At 68.3% G+C, this 18,383-nt stretch carries 22 protein-coding genes; 16 read left to right on the forward strand and 6 right to left on the reverse strand.

Features of this window, described 5'->3' with window-relative positions; genetic code table 11:
* The first annotated feature begins 36 nt into the window (after nt 1-36).
* Both OVA30_RS16135 and OVA30_RS16140 read left to right on the forward strand, forming a co-directional pair.
* Nucleotides 37-249, forward strand: coding sequence for a DUF5397 family protein (locus tag OVA30_RS16135; protein WP_015824138.1), 213 nt, complete (start codon nt 37-39; stop codon nt 247-249).
* Nucleotides 249-527: a virulence factor gene (locus OVA30_RS16140; protein WP_268176061.1), complete on the forward strand. Its 279-nt coding sequence runs from the start codon at nt 249-251 to the stop codon at nt 525-527. Before OVA30_RS16135 ends, OVA30_RS16140 begins: the two co-directional genes overlap by 1 nt.
* Before the next feature lie 21 nt (nt 528-548).
* Here OVA30_RS16140 and OVA30_RS16145 read toward each other — a convergent pair whose 3' ends face one another.
* Nucleotides 549-1,205, reverse strand: a complete 657-nt coding sequence (locus tag OVA30_RS16145; RefSeq protein WP_004446355.1) for an alpha/beta hydrolase — start codon at nt 1,203-1,205, stop codon at nt 549-551.
* Nucleotides 1,206-1,465: 260 nt separating this feature from the next.
* Here OVA30_RS16145 and OVA30_RS16150 point away from each other — a divergent pair, with 260 nt between their 5' ends.
* The 6 genes from OVA30_RS16150 to OVA30_RS16175 all read left to right on the forward strand — a co-directional run bounded on the left by OVA30_RS16150 (nt 1,466) and on the right by OVA30_RS16175 (nt 8,505).
* A complete protein-coding gene (locus tag OVA30_RS16150) occupies nt 1,466-2,638 on the forward strand; it encodes a cysteine desulfurase family protein (RefSeq protein WP_268176062.1) in 1,173 nt (390 codons plus the stop codon).
* Between the two features lie 93 nt (nt 2,639-2,731).
* Nucleotides 2,732-4,201, forward strand: coding sequence for a Fe-S cluster assembly protein SufB (gene sufB / locus OVA30_RS16155; protein ID WP_012255147.1), 1,470 nt, complete (start codon nt 2,732-2,734; stop codon nt 4,199-4,201).
* A 284-nt stretch (nt 4,202-4,485) separates the two neighbouring features.
* A complete protein-coding gene (gene sufC, locus OVA30_RS16160) occupies nt 4,486-5,238 on the forward strand; it encodes a Fe-S cluster assembly ATPase SufC (protein ID WP_004446364.1) in 753 nt (250 codons plus the stop codon).
* Complete coding sequence (locus OVA30_RS16165; protein ID WP_056456402.1) at nt 5,238-6,560, forward strand: SufB/SufD family protein; 1,323 nt, start codon at nt 5,238-5,240, stop codon at nt 6,558-6,560. Before sufC ends, OVA30_RS16165 begins: the two co-directional genes overlap by 1 nt.
* 254 nt (nt 6,561-6,814) lie before the next feature.
* Entirely contained in the window at nt 6,815-8,071 is a 1,257-nt protein-coding gene (locus OVA30_RS16170; protein ID WP_004446367.1) for a cysteine desulfurase, read from the forward strand.
* Nucleotides 8,072-8,121: 50 nt separating this feature from the next.
* Entirely contained in the window at nt 8,122-8,505 is a 384-nt protein-coding gene (locus tag OVA30_RS16175) for an SUF system Fe-S cluster assembly protein (protein ID WP_004446369.1), read from the forward strand.
* Nucleotides 8,506-8,512: 7 nt separating this feature from the next.
* Here OVA30_RS16175 and OVA30_RS16180 read toward each other — a convergent pair whose 3' ends face one another.
* The gene (locus OVA30_RS16180) at nt 8,513-8,641 is read right to left on the reverse strand and encodes a hypothetical protein (protein ID WP_268176063.1); all 129 of its coding nucleotides are present in this window, start codon (nt 8,639-8,641) and stop codon (nt 8,513-8,515) included.
* A gap of 131 nt (nt 8,642-8,772) precedes the next feature.
* Here OVA30_RS16180 and OVA30_RS16185 point away from each other — a divergent pair, with 131 nt between their 5' ends.
* The gene (locus tag OVA30_RS16185; RefSeq protein ID WP_004446373.1) at nt 8,773-9,153 is read left to right on the forward strand and encodes a HesB/IscA family protein; all 381 of its coding nucleotides are present in this window, start codon (nt 8,773-8,775) and stop codon (nt 9,151-9,153) included.
* Nucleotides 9,154-9,249: 96 nt separating this feature from the next.
* On the opposite strand, the gene OVA30_RS16190 is transcribed toward OVA30_RS16185, so the two are convergent.
* The 3 genes from OVA30_RS16190 to OVA30_RS16200 all read right to left on the reverse strand — a co-directional run bounded on the left by OVA30_RS16190 (nt 9,250) and on the right by OVA30_RS16200 (nt 12,657).
* Nucleotides 9,250-10,359, reverse strand: a complete 1,110-nt coding sequence (locus OVA30_RS16190; RefSeq protein ID WP_436277959.1) for a GGDEF domain-containing protein — start codon at nt 10,357-10,359, stop codon at nt 9,250-9,252.
* Between the two features lie 194 nt (nt 10,360-10,553).
* Entirely contained in the window at nt 10,554-12,113 is a 1,560-nt protein-coding gene (locus OVA30_RS16195) for a DEAD/DEAH box helicase (protein ID WP_015857349.1), read from the reverse strand.
* Nucleotides 12,114-12,417: 304 nt separating this feature from the next.
* Nucleotides 12,418-12,657: a hypothetical protein gene (locus tag OVA30_RS16200; RefSeq protein ID WP_268176064.1), complete on the reverse strand. Its 240-nt coding sequence runs from the start codon at nt 12,655-12,657 to the stop codon at nt 12,418-12,420.
* 354 nt (nt 12,658-13,011) lie between these two features.
* On the opposite strand from OVA30_RS16200, the gene OVA30_RS16205 reads away from it, so the two are divergent.
* The 7 genes from OVA30_RS16205 to OVA30_RS16235 all read left to right on the forward strand — a co-directional run bounded on the left by OVA30_RS16205 (nt 13,012) and on the right by OVA30_RS16235 (nt 17,364).
* Entirely contained in the window at nt 13,012-13,878 is an 867-nt protein-coding gene (locus OVA30_RS16205; RefSeq protein WP_003606597.1) for an outer membrane protein, read from the forward strand.
* Nucleotides 13,879-14,542: 664 nt separating this feature from the next.
* The gene (locus OVA30_RS16210; RefSeq protein WP_003605903.1) at nt 14,543-14,947 is read left to right on the forward strand and encodes a hypothetical protein; all 405 of its coding nucleotides are present in this window, start codon (nt 14,543-14,545) and stop codon (nt 14,945-14,947) included.
* A gap of 159 nt (nt 14,948-15,106) precedes the next feature.
* Nucleotides 15,107-15,379, forward strand: a complete 273-nt coding sequence (locus tag OVA30_RS16215) for a hypothetical protein (RefSeq protein WP_182568941.1) — start codon at nt 15,107-15,109, stop codon at nt 15,377-15,379.
* Between the two features lie 62 nt (nt 15,380-15,441).
* Nucleotides 15,442-15,843, forward strand: a complete 402-nt coding sequence (locus tag OVA30_RS16220; protein ID WP_268176065.1) for a DUF2934 domain-containing protein — start codon at nt 15,442-15,444, stop codon at nt 15,841-15,843.
* 199 nt (nt 15,844-16,042) lie between these two features.
* Entirely contained in the window at nt 16,043-16,333 is a 291-nt protein-coding gene (locus OVA30_RS16225) for a hypothetical protein (protein ID WP_182568939.1), read from the forward strand.
* Nucleotides 16,334-16,347: 14 nt separating this feature from the next.
* Nucleotides 16,348-17,019 carry an HAD family hydrolase gene (locus OVA30_RS16230; protein WP_268176066.1) on the forward strand — a complete coding sequence of 224 codons (672 nt, stop codon included), beginning with the start codon at nt 16,348-16,350 and terminating at the stop codon, nt 17,017-17,019.
* A gap of 147 nt (nt 17,020-17,166) precedes the next feature.
* Complete coding sequence (locus OVA30_RS16235) at nt 17,167-17,364, forward strand: hypothetical protein (RefSeq protein ID WP_003605893.1); 198 nt, start codon at nt 17,167-17,169, stop codon at nt 17,362-17,364.
* A 157-nt stretch (nt 17,365-17,521) separates the two neighbouring features.
* Here the strand turns inward: OVA30_RS16235 and OVA30_RS16240 are convergent, their stop codons facing one another.
* The gene (locus OVA30_RS16240) at nt 17,522-18,214 is read right to left on the reverse strand and encodes an ABC transporter ATP-binding protein (protein WP_056499903.1); all 693 of its coding nucleotides are present in this window, start codon (nt 18,212-18,214) and stop codon (nt 17,522-17,524) included.
* Nucleotides 18,215-18,383 lie beyond the last annotated feature (169 nt).

The raw sequence follows: 18,383 nt of genomic DNA on the forward strand, positions 1-18,383 counted from the left end.
GCCGGTGTTGGACGTGCGGCTCCCGAGGACACTTCCATGCTCGATGCGAAGCCTGCGGCTCTCCAAGAACCCCGTAGCCTGATCGGCTCATGGCGGCGCTTCGGCTCGGCTGGGCCTGTCTATGAAATCGTCGGCGTGACGGAGCCGAAGGCCGCGGATCACCCGCAGATGAGGATTCGCGTCTTGGAGACGGGTGAGGAGCTCGACTACCCGCTCACAGACCTTCTCGAAGACCCTGCGGAAGGCTGATGTTCGCAATCGCCTTCGATCTGGTCGTCGTCGAGACGCAGGCCCATCATCCGAAGGGCATCGCACAAGCCTACAGTGACATCCGCGCGGTGCTCGCCCGGCAAGGATTCAACTGGGTTCAGGGGAGCCTTTACGTCAGCCGCGACGAGGATCTGGCGAAGCTGTTCGCAGCCATCACGGCACTGAAAGCCTTGCCGTGGTTCCCGGCCTCGGTGCGCGACCTGCGCGCCTTCCGCGTCGAACAATGGTCCGACTTCACGGCGACCGTCAAAGGCTGACGGCCGCCGCGCTCTTCCGCCTCACGCTGCCTCGGTCTTCGCCCCGAGACGCTTGTCGAGATAGGTGTCGACGGTCTGGGTCAGTTCGTCGACCCGGCCGTCGAAGAAGTGGTTGGCGCCCTCGACCATCTGGTGCTCGATGATGACGCCCTTCTGGGTCTTCACCTTCTCGATCACCGGGATCACCTCGCGGGCCGGCGCCACCCGATCCTCCGAGCCGTGCACGAACAGGCCGGAGGAGGGGCAGGGCGCCAGGAAGGTGAAGTCGTAGCGGTTGGCCATGGCGGCGATCGAGATGAAGCCCTCGATCTCCGGGCGGCGCATTAGGAGCTGCATCCCGATCCACGAGCCGAACGAGACGCCCGCGATCCAGCAGGACTTCGCCTCCGGGTTGACCGACTGCACCCAATCGAGGGCGGCCGCGGCGTCGGAGAGTTCACCCGAACCGTGATCGAAGGCGCCCTGGCTGCGCCCGACCCCGCGGAAATTGAAGCGCAGGGCTGCGAAGCCGCGATTGGCGAAGGTGTAGAAAAGATTGTACACGATTTGATTGTTCATCGTGCCCCCGAACTGGGGGTGCGGATGAAGCACGATCGCGATCGGCGCGCCCTTCTTCTTGGGGGCTTGGTAGCGGCCTTCCAGGCGGCCGGCGGGGCCGGAAAAGATGACTTCGGGCATGGTGTCCTCGAGATGATCCGACCCTCACCCCTGATGCCCCCGCGAAGGCAGGGAGGCTGAGCCGGTCACGGCTTGACTCGTTGCGCGCGCCACCTACAAGCGCTCTTAGAATAATTCTAGGTCATTAGAATCATTCTAAACAGTTCGTCGGGCCTCGACCTGCGAAGCACGCGGCGCGTTTCGCGCGGCTTAGCACGGGGGAGGGGGGCGAAATCAAGAAAATCAGGATCTGGCAGGACGATACGGAGCGAAACGGCAGGATGACGTCCGGCGCGCGCAGCTATCTCGATCACAATGCGACTTCTCCGGTGCGTCCGGAAGTCGCGTCTGCGGTCGCGCGCGCGCTCGCACTGCCCGGCAATCCCTCCTCGATCCATCAGGAGGGCCGCGCCGCGCGCCATGCGCTGCAGACGGCGCGGGCGGCGCTCGCCGCCCTGCTCGGCGCGGCGCTTGAGCGCATCACCTTCACCAGCGGCGGCACGGAAGCCGCCAACGCTGTGCTCTCCGGCGCGCTTCGGAAGGCGGGCCTCCCCGCCCCCACCCGGCTGATGATCTCGGCCACCGAGCATCCGTGCGTCGCCGCGGGCCATCGCTTCGCGCCGGACGCGGTCGCGGTGCTGCCGGTGGATGGGGCCGGCCTGCTGCGGCTCGACGTGCTCGCGGCCCGGCTCGAAGCCTGCCGGGGCGAGGCCGTGCTGCTCTCGGTCCATGCGGCCAACAACGAGACCGGGGTGGTGCAGCCGCTGGCCGAGATCGTGCGGCTCGCCCGCGCCCACGGACAGGCTCTGGTCCACAGCGACGCGGTCCAGGCGGTCGGAAAGATCCCGCTCGATTTCGCGGCCCTCGGCCTCGACGCCCTGACCCTGTCGGGCCACAAATTCGCCGCGCCGAAGGGCGTCGGCGCGATGGTGCTGGCTGACGGCGTGAGCCTGGAGGCGCCCTTCCTGCGCGGGGGCGGCCAAGAGGCGCGCCTGCGCGGCGGCACCGAGAATCTTTCGGGCATTGTCGGCATGGGCCAGGCGGCGGCGATCGCCCGATCCAGCCTGGAAGCCGAGGTGGTGCGGCTCGCGGGTTTGCGCGATGGCCTCGAAGCACGCCTGCGGGCGCTCGCGCCGGACATGGTGATGTTCGGGGAGGGTGCGCCGCGCCTGCCCAACACGCTGAGCTTCGCCGTGCCGGGCCTCGCGGCCTCCACGGCGCTGATCGCCCTCGATCTCGCCGGCCTGTCCGTGTCGTCGGGCTCGGCCTGCGCCTCGGGCAAGGTGGCCCGTTCCCCCGTGCTCGCGGCGATGGGCGTGAGCCCTGCGCTCGCCGCGGGGGCGTTGCGCGTGAGTTTCGGCTGGAATTCGCGCTCGGAAGACCTTGAACGCTTCGCGGCGGGGTTCGAACGGGTCGTGTCGTCCCTATATCAGAGGCGAGGGCAGGCAGCCTGAGCGCCGCCCGCCCAAGCCATTCTTTCGGCGGCAAACCCGCCGTGTCGTTGGAAACCCCCGGTCCTTGACGCCGGAGTCGGTAGGAGACGCTGAATGCCTGCAGTGCAGGAGACCATTGATCGGGTCCGCTCGATCGACCTCGACCAGTACAAGTACGGTTTCGAGACCGTGATCGAGATGGAGAAGTCCGAAAAGGGCCTCTCCGAGGACGTCGTTCGCTTCATCTCGGCCAAGAAGAACGAGCCGGAATGGATGCTCGAATGGCGCCTCGACGCCTACAAGCGCTGGCTCACGATGAAGGAGCCGGAATGGGCCCGGGTCGAGTACGACCGGGTCGATTACAACAACATCTACTACTACGCCGCGCCGAAGCGTAAGGGCCCGGAATCGCTCGACGAGATCGATCCCGAGATCCTGAAGACCTACGAGAAGCTCGGTATCCCGCTGCGTGAAGTCGAGGTGCTGGAAGGCATCGCGCCCGAGCGCCGCGTTGCGGTCGATGCGGTGTTCGACTCGGTCTCGGTGGCGACCACCTTCCGCAAGGAACTCGAGAAGGCCGGCGTGATCTTCATGCCGATCTCCGAGGCCATCCGCGAGTACCCGGACCTCGTGAAGAAGTACCTTGGCTCGGTCGTGCCGGTGACCGACAACTTCTTCGCCACGCTCAACTCGGCCGTCTTCTCCGACGGCTCGTTCGTCTACATCCCGCCGGGCGTGCGCTGCCCGATGGAGCTGTCGACCTACTTTCGGATTAACGAGCGCGATACGGGGCAGTTCGAGCGCACGCTGATCATCGCCGATAAGGGGTCTTACGTCTCTTACCTCGAAGGCTGCACAGCGCCGAAGCGCGACGACAACCAGCTTCACGCCGCGGTGGTCGAGCTGGTCGCCCTGGAGGATGCCGAGATCAAGTACTCGACCGTCCAGAACTGGTACCCCGGCGACAACGAGGGCAAGGGCGGCATTTACAACTTCGTGACCAAGCGCGGCGATTGCCGCGGCGCCCGCTCGAAGATCTCGTGGACGCAGGTCGAGACCGGCTCGGCGATCACCTGGAAGTATCCGTCCTGCATCCTGCGCGGTGACGATTCCCGTGGCGAGTTCTACTCGATCGCGGTGTCGAACGGCATGCAGCAGGTCGATTCCGGCACCAAGATGATCCATCTCGGCAAAAACACGACCAGCCGGATCATCTCGAAGGGCATTTCGGCGGGCCGTTCGCAGAACACCTACCGGGGGCTCGTCTCGGCCCACAAGAAGGCCAAGGGCGCGCGCAACTTCACCAACTGCGACAGCTTGCTGATCGGCGACCAGTGCGGGGCGCACACCGTGCCCTACATCGAGTCGAAGAACGCGTCGGCCGTCTTCGAGCATGAGGCCACCACCTCGAAGATCTCCGAGGACCAGAAGTTCTACTGCCTGCAGCGCGGCCTCTCCGAGGAGGAGGCGACCGCGCTCATCGTCAACGGCTTCGTCCGCGACGTGCTGCAGCAGCTGCCGATGGAGTTCGCGGTGGAAGCCCAGAAGCTGATCTCGATCAGCCTCGAAGGCTCGGTGGGCTGACGCGCTTCGACACGGACAGAACGAATGTCCCTCCCCCACGGATATCGGGCTTGCCCGATATCCGCATTCCTGAATGCTCAAGTCGGGCAAGCCCGACTTGAGAAGCGGGGGAGGGTGCCTGCCAAGCAGGCGGGAGAGGGGCGGCGCGACGCGGCCGGATGGGGCGCCCGGAAGCGACTTCTCCGGAACCGGCGCACCCCTCTCCCGACCCTCGCCGACGCGAGGGCCACCCTCCCCCGCCGGGGGAGGGAAGGTCATCGGAATTGAATTAGGACTATCGAACGATGCTTGAGATCAAAAACCTCGTCGTGCAGATCGAGGACAACCGCATCCTCAACGGCCTGAACCTGACCGTGAACGACGGCGAGGTCGCCGCGATCATGGGCCCGAACGGGTCGGGCAAGTCGACGCTCTCCTACGTCATCGCCGGCAAGGAGGACTACGAGGTCCTCGACGGCGAGATCCTGCTCGACGGGCAGAACGTGCTGGAGATGGCCGCCGACGAGCGCGCCGCCGCCGGCATCTTCCTCGCCTTCCAGTACCCGCTGGAGATCCCGGGCGTGGGGACGATGACCTTCCTCAAGGCCTGCCTCAACGCGCAGCGCAAGGCGCGCGGCGAGGCCGAGCTCTCGACCCCCGACTTCATCCGCGCGGTGAACGCGGCCGCGGACAAGCTCGAGATCAACAAGGAGATGCTCAAGCGCGCCCTCAATGTCGGCTTCTCCGGCGGCGAGAAGAAGCGCATGGAGATCCTCCAGATGGCGCTGCTGCAGCCGAAGTTCTGCGTGCTCGACGAGACCGATTCTGGCCTCGACATCGACGCGCTGCGCATCGTCTCCGAGGGTGTGAACGCGCTGCGCGCGCAGGGGCGCTCGTTCCTCGTCATCACCCACTACCAGCGGCTCCTCAACCACATTGTGCCCGACACCGTGCACGTCATGTCGAAGGGCCAGATCGTGAAGACCGGCGGCAAGGAGCTGGCGCTGGAACTCGAGGCCTCCGGCTACGCCGAGTACCGCACGAGCGAGGCTGCGTGATGGCCGACGTCACCAATCTCCGCTCCCCCGCCGAGGCCGGCCTCTCCAAGCTGTTCGAGTCCGCGCGCAAAGGCTTCGCCAGCGAGCAGGCGATCAGCCGCGAGGAGGCGTTCCGCTTCTTCGAGGCGACCGGCCTGCCGAGCCGCCGGGTCGAGGCGTTCAAGTATACCGACCTGCGCGCCGCCATCACCGAGGCCGCCCCGCCCGCCGAGGCGCCGAGCGAGGACGCGGCCCGGGCCGCCGTCGCCGGGACCTCGGGCTTCAACGAGGTCGAGGCCGTCCGCCTCACCTTCGTCAACGGCCATCTCGTCGCGTCCCTGTCGGATCTCGACCGGGTGCCCGAGGGCGTGACGGTCACGCCGCTCAACGAGGCGATGGGCAAGGGCGACGCCCGCCTGAAGCTCCTCGCCCCCGTCGAGCAGGTGCGCGAGAACCCGATCTATCAGCTCAACACCGCCTTCCTGGCGGATGGCGCGCTGATCTCGGTCGCCCCCGGCGCCAAGCCGGCGACGCCGATCCACCTGCGCTTCGTCGGCACGGGTGAGGCCGCCTTCTCGACCGCGACCCGCGTTCTGGTCGATGTCGGCGCTGAGGCGGAATTCTTCCTGCTGGAGAGCCACGAGGGGCCGGCCGGGCTGACCTACCAGCCCAACGACGCGCTCGACGTGCATATCGGCGCCGAGGCTGCCTTCCGCCACACCCGGCTCAACCGGGAAGGGGATGCGGCCGTCGCCCTCTCGACGCTCTCGGTGCGCCTCGACGCGCGGGCGCAGCTCGAGACCGTCAACCTCGTCACCGGCGCCAAGCTCTCGCGTCACCAGATCTACCTGCACGTCGCGGGCGAGGACGCCAACGCCGTGGTCAACGGCGCGACGCTGCTCGGCCACGGCCAGCTCGCGGATTCGACCCTGCTCGCCGACCATGCGGCGACCGGGGGCGTCGGCCGCGAGATGTTCAAGACGGTGATCGACGGCGATTCCACCGGCGTGTTCCAGGGCAAGATTATCGTCCGCCAAGTCGCGCAGCAGACCGACGGCAAGATGAAGTCCGACTGCCTACTCCTGACCGACGACGGTCAGATGATGAACAAGCCGGAGCTGGAAATCTTCGCCGACGACGTCGCTTGCGGCCATGGCGCCACCTGCGGCGCGCCGGACGAGGATCTGCTGTTCTACCTCATGGCCCGCGGCCTGCCGCGCGCCACCGCCGAGAGCCTGCTGGTCCAGGCCTTCGTCGGCGAGGCAGTGGAGACGGTCACGCATGAGGGCGCCCGCGCGGTGCTGATCGGCGGGATCGAGGCGTGGCTGGCGTCGAGAGGGTAGGGCGCCGCCCACAACCCGACCCGCGGATCGCCGGCCTGCCGGGGATCCGCGGGTCCCTGCCCAGGTCGGGCACCCCCACCCTGAGCCTCATCCCGAAGGGGCCGCGTCAGCGGGCCCCGAAGGAGGTCTCAGGGGATGCCGACGAAATCGGGAGGTCTCCTTCGAGGCCTCCGCTTCGCTCCAGCACCTCAGGATGAGGGGAGTGAAGGGAAAGACGGCTCTATGACGGGCCGCGCTGCTTCGAGGTCGAGACGATGAACGCACCCGTCCGTACCACTGCCCAGGACTCGTCTTACGACGTCGAAGCGATCCGGAAGGAATTCCCGATCCTGTCGGAAAAGGTCTACGGCAAACCGCTCGTCTATCTCGACAACGCCGCCTCGACGCAGAAGCCGCGGGCCGTGATCGACGCGATGGTCTCCTGCATGGAGACCGGCTACGCCAACGTGCACCGTGGCCTGCACTACATGGCCAATGCCGCGACCGAGGGGTTCGAGGGCGCGCGCGAGACCACGCGTCAGTTCCTCAACGCGGCCTCGACCGACGAGATCATCTTCACCCGCAACGCGACCGAGGCCTACAACCTCGTGGCCTCCTCCATGGGCTGGGCCGGGCTGATCGGGGAGGGGGACGAGATCATCCTCTCGATCATGGAGCACCACTCCAACATCGTGCCCTGGCATTTCCTGCGCGAGCGGCGCGGCGCCGTCATCAAGTGGGCGCCGGTCGATGACGACGGCAACTTCCTGGTCGAGGAATACGAGAAGCTCTTCACGCCGCGCACCAAGATGGTGGCGATCACCCACATGTCGAACGTGCTCGGCACGGTCACGCCGGCCGAAGAGATCGTGCGCATCGCCCATGCCCACGGCGTGCCGGTGCTGCTCGACGGGGCGCAGAGCGCGGTGCACCGCCCGGTCGATGTGCGCGCGCTCGATTGCGACTTCTTCGTCTTCACCGGCCACAAGGTCTACGGGCCGACCGGCATCGGCGTGCTCTACGGCAAGAAGGAGTGGCTCGACCGGCTTCCGCCCTACCAGGGCGGCGGCGAGATGATCCGCACGGTGAGCCAGGACGCGATCACCTACAACGATCCGCCCCACCGCTTCGAGGCGGGCACGCCGGCGATCATCGAGGCGGTCGGCCTCGGCGCGGCGCTGGAATTCATGATGAAGCTCGGCCGCGACAAGATCGCTGCGCACGAGGCGATGCTGACCGCCTACGCCCAGGAACGGCTCGGCGCGATGAATTCGATCCGCCAGATCGGCAATTCCCGCGACAAGGGCGGCGTCATCGCCTTCGAGGTGAAGGGCGCGCACGCCCACGACATCGCCACCGTGATCGACCACCAGGGCGTCGCGGTGCGGGCCGGCACCCACTGCGCGATGCCGCTGCTGACGCGCTTCGGTGTCACCTCGACCTGTCGCGCCTCGTTCGGTCTGTATAATACGACGCAGGAAATCGATGTCCTGGCCGCGGCTCTGGCCAAGGCCGAGATGCTGTTCGCCTGATACTTTTGGGAATTTCGGCCGTCGCCCGCGGCGGCCGAGGGAGAGACCCGATGAGCACCGACGCCACCATCACCGGCGGCACCAACACCCCCGCCCTCGCGGCCGCCTCCGCGATCCCGGCCGAGGAAATCGATCGCCTGACCGACGACATCGTCGTGGCGCTCAAGAGCGTCTACGATCCGGAGATCCCCGCCGACATCTACGAACTCGGCCTGATCTACCGGGTGCAGATCGAGGACGACCGGCGCGTGCTGATCGACATGACGCTGACCGCCCCCGGCTGCCCGGTGGCCGGCGAGATGCCGGGCTGGGTCGAGAACGCGGTCTCGGCGGTTCAGGGCGTCCAATCCTGCTCCGTCACGATGGTGTTCGATCCGCCGTGGGACCAGAGCCGGATGTCCGACGAGGCCCGCGTCGCGCTGGACATGTGGTAGCAGCGCCTCAGCGGACCGACCGGCCCGGCTCGAAGGCCACGTCCTCGTAAATGTCGGCGAGCGCGAGCCGCGCTCCGATGGCGGGCAGGCCGATCACGGCGTCGAGCGTCTCGAAGCTCTCCCACCGATTCAGCATAGCACGGCTGCAATCGTCCGGTGTGCCGGGTCTCCTGGTGGACCGGCGCCGGGGGAGTGCTTATCTTTGCAGGTGTACGAAAACCCCTCACCCGCCCGGGCCTTGAACCCGGCCGCAGGAGAGAGACCCCAATGTCCAGTTTCAAGGTGATCACGCTGACCGACCGCGCCGCGGACCGGCTCAAGGCGATCATGGCCGATGCGGAGACGCCGATCGCCGGTTTGCGCGTCGGCGTGAAGAACGGCGGCTGCGCCGGCATGTCCTACACGATGGAATATGCCGAGGAGCGGAAAGCCGGCGAGGACGTGATCGAGGACCGGGGCGTAACCGTGTTCATCGATCCCAAGGCGGTGCTGTTCCTGCTCGGCACCGAGATGGATTTCCAGACGACCAAGCTGTCGTCCCAGTTCGTGTTCAACAACCCGAACCAGACGTCGGCCTGCGGCTGCGGCGAATCCGTGGCGATCACGCCGGTCAATCCCGAGCGGCTCACGGCCGGCGCTACGGCCTGATCGGCGCTGCCTCGTCTCGCAGACCGGACGAGGCTTGAGCGCATGGCTCTCGCCTCGTCCCGGAGGCCGCCTTTCGGGACGAGGCTCTCTTCCGTCTCAGGCGACGTCGCGCAGGTTCTCGACTTCGCTCTCGTCGAGGGTGCGGTTGCGGCCGGCGCGCTTGGCGGCGAACAGGCAGGCGTCGGCTCGTTCCAGCAGGGAGACCGCGTTGTCGTCCTCGCGCTGGGTCGCGACGCCGAGCGAGACCGTGACCTTGCCGAGCGATTCGCCGGTGGAGCGCTTCACCAGTTCGCGGCCGGTGACGCCGATGCGCACCCGCTCGGCGATGGCGCGCGCCTCGACCCGGTCGGTTTCCGGCAGGACGATGCCGAATTCCTCGCCGCCGAACCGGGCGAGCGTCGCGTTTCTCTGACCGATATGCTCGCGCATCACGATGGCGACGAGGCGCAGCACCTGATCCCCGGTCAGGTGGCCGTAGAGGTCGTTGAAGCGCTTGAACGAATCGATGTCGATCACGATCAGGCTCGCCGGCTTGCCCTGCTGCGCCGAGGCAGACTGCAGATCGATGCTCTTGCGGAGCGACTCCTCGAAACTCTTGCGGTTGCCCAGCCCCGTCAGGGCATCGGTCAGGCTCTCCAGACGGGCCGCCTCCAGCGTCTCGCGCAAGGCCTCGATCTCGCTGCGGCTCTCGCGCATCCGCGCTTCGAGGGTGCGGTTGTTGGCGGTCACGTCGCGGGTGTTGGCGATGATCGTCGTCACGACCTCGCGCAGACGCGCCCGGCTCGTGGCCGTGTTGGCGATGTCGTGGGACAGGGCCTGAAGCGACTCGCCGTACTGGGCGGTGGAGCGGATCGACACCTCGATCATTTCCATGATGCCCTCGACCTCGGCGATGAGGCTCGAGTTCATCCGATCCACCTCCACGGCCATGCGGCGGCCGTCGATGTAGGTGTCGTGGAGCCCCTCGATGTCGGCGCTGGTCAGCGTGCCGTTCTGCGTCGTGAGCCGCTTGACCGCATCGTTCATCAGCGGCTGCGTGCCGGAGACGTAGAGATACCACACGGCGTAGGCCCGCGGCGTCGCGCAGGCACAGTAGTCGCGCATCAGCTCGAAGCTGCGCTGCGCGAGCACGAAACTGCGATCACGATCGGGATCGAGGCTCATCCGGTGACGTAGGCTCCTGCGGACGGGGCACGCCGCCCACATCGTCCGCTCCGCCGAAGTGTCGTCTCAGAATCTCGCCAGGACGTTAAGAGCGTCTCACAAAGCGCCCGAGCGCGGGCCGTTCGCCGCGCGGGCGTTTTGATCGAAGCAGGGACCGGATCACCCCACCCGCGCGGCGCTCGAGGAAGGCACCCATCGCGCTAGCGCGATGGGATCCGCGGGATTGGGTCGAGGAGCTACTTGCTCTTCCCGAACCCGGTCGGCTTCAGCAGGAAGGCCGGGACGTGCGAGCCGAGGCCGACCGGCGTCTCGCCGTCCTCGTCGCGACGCGGGGGACGACGCTCGCCGCGCGCGCGTTCGGGGGCGCTCCGGACGGGCTCGCGGGCCAACTCGCGGGGAGGGGCAGGGGGAGCGGAAGGGGCAACCGCAACCGGTTCCGGCTCACGCACCGGGTCTCGCCGGGGCGCGTCGGCGCGGCTGCGCTCGGCGGCCGGACGGCGACCTCCGCGGGAGCGGTTCTCGCTGCGGGGGCTTTCGCTCGCCGGGGCGGCACTCCGCTCGGTGCTGCGCCCGCCGCTCTTGGTTTCCTCGCCCCCCTTGGTTTCCTTGGCCCGGCGGCTGCCGCGGCGGCGGCGCGGCTCGTCGCCCTCCACCTCGTCGGAGACGCTGGCAAGATCGCCGTCGAGCCAAGCGATCGGCTGACCGATCAGGCTTTCGATCGCCGAGAGCGAGCGCTCGTCGCTTCGGCTCGCGAGGGTGAAGGCCTGGCCCGAGCGGCCGGCACGGCCGGTGCGTCCGATCCGGTGGACGTAATCCTCCGGGTGGTGCGGCACGTCGAAGTTGAAGACGTGGCTGACGGCGGGGATATCGAGGCCGCGCGCGGCGACGTCCGAGGCCACCAGCAGCGGAACCTCGCCGCTGCGGAAGCCGTCGAGGGCGGCCATGCGGGCGCGCTGGTCCATGTCGCCGTGGAGTGCTGCCGCGTTGAAGCCGTGGCTGGTCAGCGAGCGCTGAAGCTGGGCGACGTCGCGCTTGCGGTTGCAGAAGATGATGCCGTTCTGCAGCTCGCTCGCCGAGCGGATGAGGTGGCGCAGCACCTTGCGCTTCTCATGGCCCTCCGCGCCCGTCGCCACGAGGCGCTGCTCGATGGTCGTGGCGGTGGAGGCGGGACGCGCCACCTCGACCCGCTGCGGGTTGTGCAGGAACATGTCGGCCAGCCGCTCGATCTCCGGCGGCATGGTCGCGGAGAAGAACAGCGTCTGGCGCGTGAAGGGCACCATCTTCACGATGCGCTCGATGTCGGGAATGAACCCCATGTCGAGCATCCGGTCGGCCTCGTCGATGACGAGAAGCTCGACGCCGGTCAGCAGCAGCTTGCCGCGCTCGAAATGGTCGAGCAGGCGCCCCGGCGTCGCGATCAGCACGTCGGTGCCGCGGGTGAGCTTGGCATCCTGGTCGGCGAAGGAGACGCCGCCGATGATGAGCGCCACGTTGAGCTTGTGGTTGGTGCCGTAGCGCTCGAAATTCTCCTCGACCTGCGCCGCGAGTTCGCGGGTCGGCTCCAGGATGAGCGTGCGCGGCATGCGAGCCCGGGCGCGGCCGGTCTCCAGCATGGTCAGCATCGGCAGGGTGAAGGCGGCGGTCTTGCCGGTGCCGGTCTGGGCGATGCCGAGCACGTCGCGCCGGGCGAGCACATGCGGGATCGCCTGGGCCTGGATCGGCGTCGGCTCGGTGTAGCCGGCCGTGGTGACGGCTTGGAGTACCTTGTCGCTCAGTCCAAGATCGGCGAAAGACATCGGGTAGGGAAAACCATTGTGCGCGTGAAGTGGGCCGATCAGGGGCTCGAAAGCTCGCGCCGGCGGCGGATCGCGAGAGCCGTGCGCGGTACGCCATCACGCGTCCGAACGCGCGCGACACTTAGACCCCTGTGCCTGCTTGTCAATCGACCGAGACAGCACAGCCTCCTCCCGCGCGGGCGGGGTACGGTTGCGTCGACGGCATCCCGAGACCGTCTCAAACCCGTGCTCGCGTAAGGCCGACGTCTCCGGCCTCGGCTTGCCGGCCTCGCCTGGGCGGTCGTCTCGAGTCCCGCCGCGAAGGTCAGTCGCGCGCGCTCGTGCCGAGGGCGCCGCGGAGCGCGCAGGGGTCGAGCCGCAGCGACTGCGCCTTGAGGCCGATCGAGCCCGTCACCTCCGGGTCGCTGCCCCGGTGAACCGGCTTGCCGACCGGCTGGGCGATGTGGTGGGCAAGGGCGGTGGCGCCGAGGCCGACGAACAGCGCGGTCTTGATCGACCATGCGAGGGGGCCGCGCGGTCTGGGCGAGCCGGAATCGAAGGACATGGGCAGCGCAATCCATCGGGCCGGCCGGATCCGGGATCGGGCGCCGGCGCGGGGGAATGATCGCCCGAGCGTGGTTAACGCGGCCTTGCACGGCGGGAGACACCGACCGTTAACCGTATTGTCTTCAGCTTGTGCTGAATGGTTTGACTGTTGCTGGTTTTCGACAAGACGAGGCAACGATGTGCGCAAAGACACGTCGGGCCTGATCGAGCGCTTACGGCTGGGTAAGCTTCACCTTTCGTTGACGGATTCAGGTGCATTGATCGCTTCATCGCTGGAGGGCGACGGATACCGGGGAGCTCCCCGGGCCACTTCACACCAACACCGGCTCCCGCCAAATCAGGACACGACACGATGAAAATCCTGCTTCTTGCTTCGAGCGCGCTCGTTGCCGCCACCGTCGCCGCCTCGGCCGCCGACCTCCCGCGCCGCGCGGCTCCGCCGCCGGTGTTCCAGCCGGTGCCGGTGTTCACCTGGACGGGCTTCTACGCCGGTTTCAACGCCGGTTACGGCTTCGGCACCCAGGATGACCGCGTCCCGACCGTGATCGGCGTCGGCCCGGCCTCCCTGCTCGTGCCCCCGGGCACCACCGCCGTGGTCGCCTTCAGCAACCGTGAGTCCAACGAAGGCTTCGTCGGCGGCGGTCAGATCGGCTACAACTACCAGTTCACCCCGGGCTCCGGTGTCGTGATCGGTGTCGAGGCCGACGCCCAGTACGCCGATTTCGGCCGTGACCGGAACCGCTTCCTCTCGACCAGCCCGCTGGCCGCCCAGCAGGTGTTCAACCCGGGTGGTCTGTCCGGCCTCGACTTCTTCGGCACCGTCCGCGGTCGCCTCGGCTACGCCTTCGACCGCACCCTCGTGTACGGCACCGGCGGCTTCGCCTACGGCTCCGGCGGCGGTCGTGAGTTCGGCACCGGCGTGTCGAGCAACGACTTCCAGACCGGCTGGGCCGCCGGCGGTGGTATCGAGTACGCTCTCCCGACCGACTCGTTCCTGAACTTCTTCAAGTCTTCGGCCGTGACGCTGAAGGTCGAAGGTCTGTACGTGAACCTCGATCGCGGCACCGGCGGCCGTGGCGCCTTCGCGACGGACAACCAGGGCCGTACGGTCTCCATCGGCAGCCCGGGCACCGTGCTCGTCAGCGGTGGCCAGCAGGTCCGCGACACCGAGTTCGCCGTCGTCCGCGCCGGCCTGAACTACAAGTTCGGCTCGTACTAGGACCCGGATCTCCGGCGGTCCCTCACCGGACCGCCGGACCTCCCCCAGAAGAGCCCGGCCTCGCGCCGGGCTTTTTCGCGTGGGGTGGCTCGCCTCGCATGGATGCCGCGGTTAAGGTCTTGTTGACCATCCCGGCCGATCCTGTTCGGCCCGGAAGCCCGCGAAGCGGGAACCGGCGCCCGCAACCGCCATGGCGAGACCCGCGCATCCGCATGACAACCGGCATGACATCGGGCTGCACGGCACGAGGCGCCGCGCGGCGCACGGCATCGGCACGTCCGGGCCGGCTCGCGCTCCTCGGCGCGGCCGTGTACGGGATGGCCCTGTGTGGGTTCCCGTGCGGTCCGATCTCCGCTGTCCGAGCGGAGGAGCCGCTCTATCTGCGGATCCGCGCGAACCCGGACGCCCGGCTCGCCGGGACTTCGACCTCTGGAACTGCGGCCTCCGGGCCGGCCGCCGCGGCGACGGCGCGCGAATCCGTCTGGGAGCGCAGCGACCGGCGCGCCCGGATCGCGATCGCCTCGGTTTGCACCGGATGCCTTCCCGCGCGTTCCGACCCGATTGCAGTCAGGCCGTCCCCCGTGGCGGAGGCTGCGACCGCCGACATGCCTTCGCCGCTTTCGTCACCCTCTCCATCGCCCTTTGCACCGACAGCAGGTGATCCATGACCCAGGCCCATCCGACCACCGGCGCGACCGTCGATCCGGAATGCCCGGTCTCCCTCGAACGACTCGGTGAGGTCTACCGCGCCGACGACTACGATCTGCCCTACATCCTCGAGGAGATTCCGGCGCTGACCCGCGCCAAGCTCGCCGCCTATCTCTACGGCAAGAGCCACATGCACCAGCTCGGCCTTAAGGTGGCCCGCGCCTGCGAGCGCGACGACCTGGTCCAGGCGGTGGGCGAAATCGGCTCGGTGATCTACGGCCAGTCCCGGTTGAAGCCCGCTCAGGCGGCGCCGGAGGTCGAGGTGCCGGCCGGGCGCGGCAAGGGGGGGCAGGCCGCCCCGCCGAAGAAGGTCAAGATCAGCCTGGGCGGTTCGGCCGCCAAGGGGCGCAGCTTCGATTGAGCCGCGATGCCGTTCCCGACCGCCCAACCACCGGAGGCGGCCGGGAATGGCGCTCGAACCTGTGTCTCAGCGCCCCGTTCCCGAGCCCGGCCCTGCGCCGTTGCGGGGCGTCGTGACCTGATCAGATCGATGCCGTGTGACGACGAGAGGGCAGGTTCGATGTATGCGACGTGGTGGAAGCTCGGCCTCGACACGACCCTGCTCGCCTTCGAGGCGCAGTCGGTGATCGCCCTGCGGATGGCCAAACTCGCGGCCGGGGGCAGCGGTGCGCAGGTGGAGGCGCAGCGCATGGTGAGCGAGAAGCTGCTCGCGGCCGGCGAGGCGGCGATGCAGCTCGCGACGGGCGCCTCGCACGGCGCGGTCGTGGCCGGCTACCGCCGCAAGGTGCGCGCGAACCACCGCCGTCTTTCCCGCGCTGCGGAACGCGGTTAACCGCCCCTTAACCATGCGCTTCCATCGTTCGAACTCACGTCGGACGATTTCGGGAGAGCGTTATGGTGCTGTGCGAGAAAAGCGTGCGCGAGCGCGCCTACTACATCTGGGAAGGTGAAGGCCGGGTTTTCGGCCGGGCCGAGGCCCACTGGCTTCAGGCCGAATCCGAACTGCTTCAGGCCCCGGCTGCGGCGCTGATCGAAGCCGAGGCGTCCGCTGCGCCGGCCAAGGTCGCCAAGCCCCGCACCGCCCGCGCCAAGGCGGCGGTGCAGGCCCCCGCCGAGGCTCTGGCGAGCGTCGCCAAGGCTGCCAAGGCCAAGGCACCGGCCAAGACGCCTGCTAAGACGCCTGCCAAGACCTCCGCGAAGGCCGCCGAGAAGCCCGCCGCCAAGGCGGTGAAGGCGGCACCCCGGTCCAAGTCGGCCGCCAGCCGCGCCGGAGCCGAGGCGGTCGTCCTCCACTGAGCCGCCACTGAACGAGACGCGGTTCGAGAGCCCGCCGCCCCCTGGGGCCGGCGGGCTTCGCTTTTTAGGGCCCATCCGGGGAAAGTCGGGGCAAAAGTCGGGGCGAGCGAGCCCGAGGCCCCGGAACGCGGACCAGGCTCGGCCGTTTCCCTTCGCGCTCTGCGGGCGGAGCGCGGCCACGATCGGGGGATGACAAGCGATGCGCACGTTGATCGGACGAGGTGCTGCCGCCGTCTTCCTCGGCACGATGCTGGCGGCCAGCGCCGCGGCAGCGGGACCCATGCGGCCAGGCGACTCGTTCTACACCGGCCCCGCCGTGCCGGCGGTGAGCGGCCGGGCGCCCTGGAACGCGCCCTGGGAATACGATTCCGGCAGCGGCAACGACCGTCGCCCCGAGCTGCCCTACTACCAGCAGGGCCGCGGCCAGCAGACCGGCGGGCCCGCCCGCAATCTCCTCCCCGATGACGGCCTCCAGCTGTTTCCGCGCTGAGAGGGCCTGATTCGATGTCCGCTCGCATCAAAGCCGTCGTCTTCGACATCGACGGCACGCTGCTCGACAGCGTCGATCTGCACGCCCGCGCCTGGGTCGAGGCCTTTGCGCATTTCGGGATCGAGACGAAGGAGGCCGAGGTCCGCCGCCAGATCGGGAAGGGCGGCGACCAGCTCCTGCCCGTCTTCGTGGACGCGGACCGGCTCGCCCGCGAGGGCGAAGCGATCGAGGCCTACCGCTCCGATCTGTTCAAGCGATCCTATCTCGCGCAAGCGAAGCCGTTTCCCGCCGTGAAGGCCCTGCTCAGCCATGTGCGGAATGCAGACCAGACCGTCGCGCTCGCGTCCTCCGGCAAGGCGGACGAGGTGGAAAACTACCAGAAAATCCTGGGCATCACCGATCTCGTCGACGTGGTCACGACCTCCGACGACGCCGACCGATCCAAGCCGCATCCGGACATCTTCGAGGCGGTGCTGAAGAAGCTTCACGGCCTCCCCAAAGACGCGGTGATGGTGATCGGGGATACTCCCTACGATGCGCAAGCTGCTGCCGGGGCTGGGCTTTCGACGATCGGCGTCCTCTGCGGCGGCTTCCCGGAGGCCGAGCTGTCGGCGGCGGGATGCATCGCGATCTACCGCGATCCACAGGATCTGCTCGACGGCTACGCGCGCTCGCCGCTCGCCTGACAACGCGCCGGCTTCACAAAGCTGTGAGGTGCGGCGCGGGCGCTCGAAGGAACCGCTAACTGCAAGCCGGCAAACCTATGGCCTTGCGATTTGGAACCGTTTAAGAGCCCGCCCCGCGGGGGGCGAGCCCGTTTCCGGATGCGACTCATGCAGACCACGGCCGAGACGTTCATGGCGACCTCGAAATCGATCCAGCAGCAGGTTGCCGAGGCCATTGAGGACCGGGCTCTGCCGATCAGCCGGCTCCTGCGCCTGATGTGGGCCCTCGACGCCGACCGTAGCGCGGCCAACCAGAACCTGCGGGCTCAGCTCCGCGCCCGGATCGGCGCCCCGCTGAGCGCCTGATCTTTCTGTTTGCCGCGTCGCCTGACGCGACGCGCGAGCAGACGGCTTCAACACCCGACACGAGCTTGCCTTTCGGCGCCCGACCGGCACCGGAAGGCATCGTTTTTCAGGCCCTGTGTTTGTTCGGGCCTCGTGTTCGTTCAGGCCTCTTGTTCGTTCAGGCCTCTTGCGCCTCGGCCGGCGCTTCGATCCGGCCGGCGCGCAGGCGCACGGTGCGGTCGCACAGCCGGGCGAGGCCGGGATCGTGCGTTACCAGCACCAGGGTCGCGCCGCGGTCGCGCTTGAGCCCGAACAATAGGTCCACGATCTGCCGTCCCGTCGCCTCGTCGAGGTTTCCCGTCGGCTCGTCGGCGACCAGGATCGCCGGATCGGGCGCGAGCGCACGGGCGATCGCCACCCGCTGCTGCTCGCCGCCGGAGAGCTGCGCCGGGTAGTGCCGCAGCCGGTGGCCGAGCCCCACTGCCTCGAGTTCCGCGGCCGCCCGTCCGTGCGGATCGGATGCGTTGGCGAGTTCGAGCGGCAGCGCCACGTTCTCCAGCGCGGTCATGGTCGGCACGAGGTGGAAGGCCTGGAACACGATGCCGATGTTGCGGCCGCGGAAACGCGCGAGCCCGTCCTCATCGAGCCCACCGAGATCCGTGCCGGCGATGGTGACGCGGCCGGTATCAGGCCGCTCCAGCCCGGCCATGACGGTGAGCAGGGTCGATTTTCCCGAACCCGACGGGCCGACGAGTCCGACCGCCTCGCCGCGCTCGACATCGAGCGAGATGCCGCGCAGGACATGCACCCGCGCGGGGCCGCGGCCGAGGCTCAGCTCGATCTGCGACAGGGAGACGGCCTTGTTCGACATCAGGCACCGACCGATCTTGGCAGGGAAGTTGGCGAGCAGCTTGGCAACCACCCGGACATGTCCGAGCGAAAGGATACGGTCTTGCACCACGCGAACGAAGCGGACGCCGGACCCGGCAGGCTTGTGTCATGCTTGGGCGCCCGGCGCGAGGCGGACGCACCCGATGTGG

The organism is Methylorubrum sp. SL192, from assembly GCF_026672325.1.
In the GTDB taxonomy this organism is placed as follows: domain Bacteria; phylum Pseudomonadota; class Alphaproteobacteria; order Rhizobiales; family Beijerinckiaceae; genus Methylobacterium; species Methylobacterium extorquens.

Excerpts from the sequence above, each read along its gene's own strand:
- OVA30_RS16185 (WP_004446373.1), top strand. The coding sequence starts at position 8,773 with ATGTCCAGTTTCAAGGTGATCACGCTGACCGACCGCGCCGCGGACCGG.
- OVA30_RS16220 (WP_268176065.1), top strand. The coding sequence starts at position 15,442 with ATGGTGCTGTGCGAGAAAAGCGTGCGCGAGCGCGCCTACTACATCTGG.
- sufB (WP_012255147.1), top strand. The coding sequence starts at position 2,732 with ATGCCTGCAGTGCAGGAGACCATTGATCGGGTCCGCTCGATCGACCTC.
- sufC (WP_004446364.1), top strand. The coding sequence starts at position 4,486 with ATGCTTGAGATCAAAAACCTCGTCGTGCAGATCGAGGACAACCGCATC.
- OVA30_RS16240 (WP_056499903.1), bottom strand. The coding sequence starts at position 18,214 with ATGTCGAACAAGGCCGTCTCCCTGTCGCAGATCGAGCTGAGCCTCGGC.
- OVA30_RS16200 (WP_268176064.1), bottom strand. The coding sequence starts at position 12,657 with ATGTCCTTCGATTCCGGCTCGCCCAGACCGCGCGGCCCCCTCGCATGG.
- OVA30_RS16150 (WP_268176062.1), top strand. The coding sequence starts at position 1,466 with ATGACGTCCGGCGCGCGCAGCTATCTCGATCACAATGCGACTTCTCCG.
- OVA30_RS16230 (WP_268176066.1), top strand. The coding sequence starts at position 16,348 with ATGTCCGCTCGCATCAAAGCCGTCGTCTTCGACATCGACGGCACGCTG.
- OVA30_RS16135 (WP_015824138.1), top strand. The coding sequence starts at position 37 with ATGCTCGATGCGAAGCCTGCGGCTCTCCAAGAACCCCGTAGCCTGATC.
- OVA30_RS16165 (WP_056456402.1), top strand. The coding sequence starts at position 5,238 with ATGGCCGACGTCACCAATCTCCGCTCCCCCGCCGAGGCCGGCCTCTCC.
- OVA30_RS16225 (WP_182568939.1), top strand. The coding sequence starts at position 16,043 with ATGCGCACGTTGATCGGACGAGGTGCTGCCGCCGTCTTCCTCGGCACG.
- OVA30_RS16170 (WP_004446367.1), top strand. The coding sequence starts at position 6,815 with ATGAACGCACCCGTCCGTACCACTGCCCAGGACTCGTCTTACGACGTC.
- OVA30_RS16195 (WP_015857349.1), bottom strand. The coding sequence starts at position 12,113 with ATGTCTTTCGCCGATCTTGGACTGAGCGACAAGGTACTCCAAGCCGTC.
- OVA30_RS16180 (WP_268176063.1), bottom strand. The coding sequence starts at position 8,641 with ATGCTGAATCGGTGGGAGAGCTTCGAGACGCTCGACGCCGTGATCGGC.
- OVA30_RS16235 (WP_003605893.1), top strand. The coding sequence starts at position 17,167 with ATGCAGACCACGGCCGAGACGTTCATGGCGACCTCGAAATCGATCCAG.
- OVA30_RS16190 (WP_436277959.1), bottom strand. The coding sequence starts at position 10,359 with ATGTGGGCGGCGTGCCCCGTCCGCAGGAGCCTACGTCACCGGATGAGC.
- OVA30_RS16140 (WP_268176061.1), top strand. The coding sequence starts at position 249 with ATGTTCGCAATCGCCTTCGATCTGGTCGTCGTCGAGACGCAGGCCCAT.
- OVA30_RS16215 (WP_182568941.1), top strand. The coding sequence starts at position 15,107 with ATGTATGCGACGTGGTGGAAGCTCGGCCTCGACACGACCCTGCTCGCC.
- OVA30_RS16175 (WP_004446369.1), top strand. The coding sequence starts at position 8,122 with ATGAGCACCGACGCCACCATCACCGGCGGCACCAACACCCCCGCCCTC.
- OVA30_RS16205 (WP_003606597.1), top strand. The coding sequence starts at position 13,012 with ATGAAAATCCTGCTTCTTGCTTCGAGCGCGCTCGTTGCCGCCACCGTC.
- OVA30_RS16210 (WP_003605903.1), top strand. The coding sequence starts at position 14,543 with ATGACCCAGGCCCATCCGACCACCGGCGCGACCGTCGATCCGGAATGC.
- OVA30_RS16145 (WP_004446355.1), bottom strand. The coding sequence starts at position 1,205 with ATGCCCGAAGTCATCTTTTCCGGCCCCGCCGGCCGCCTGGAAGGCCGC.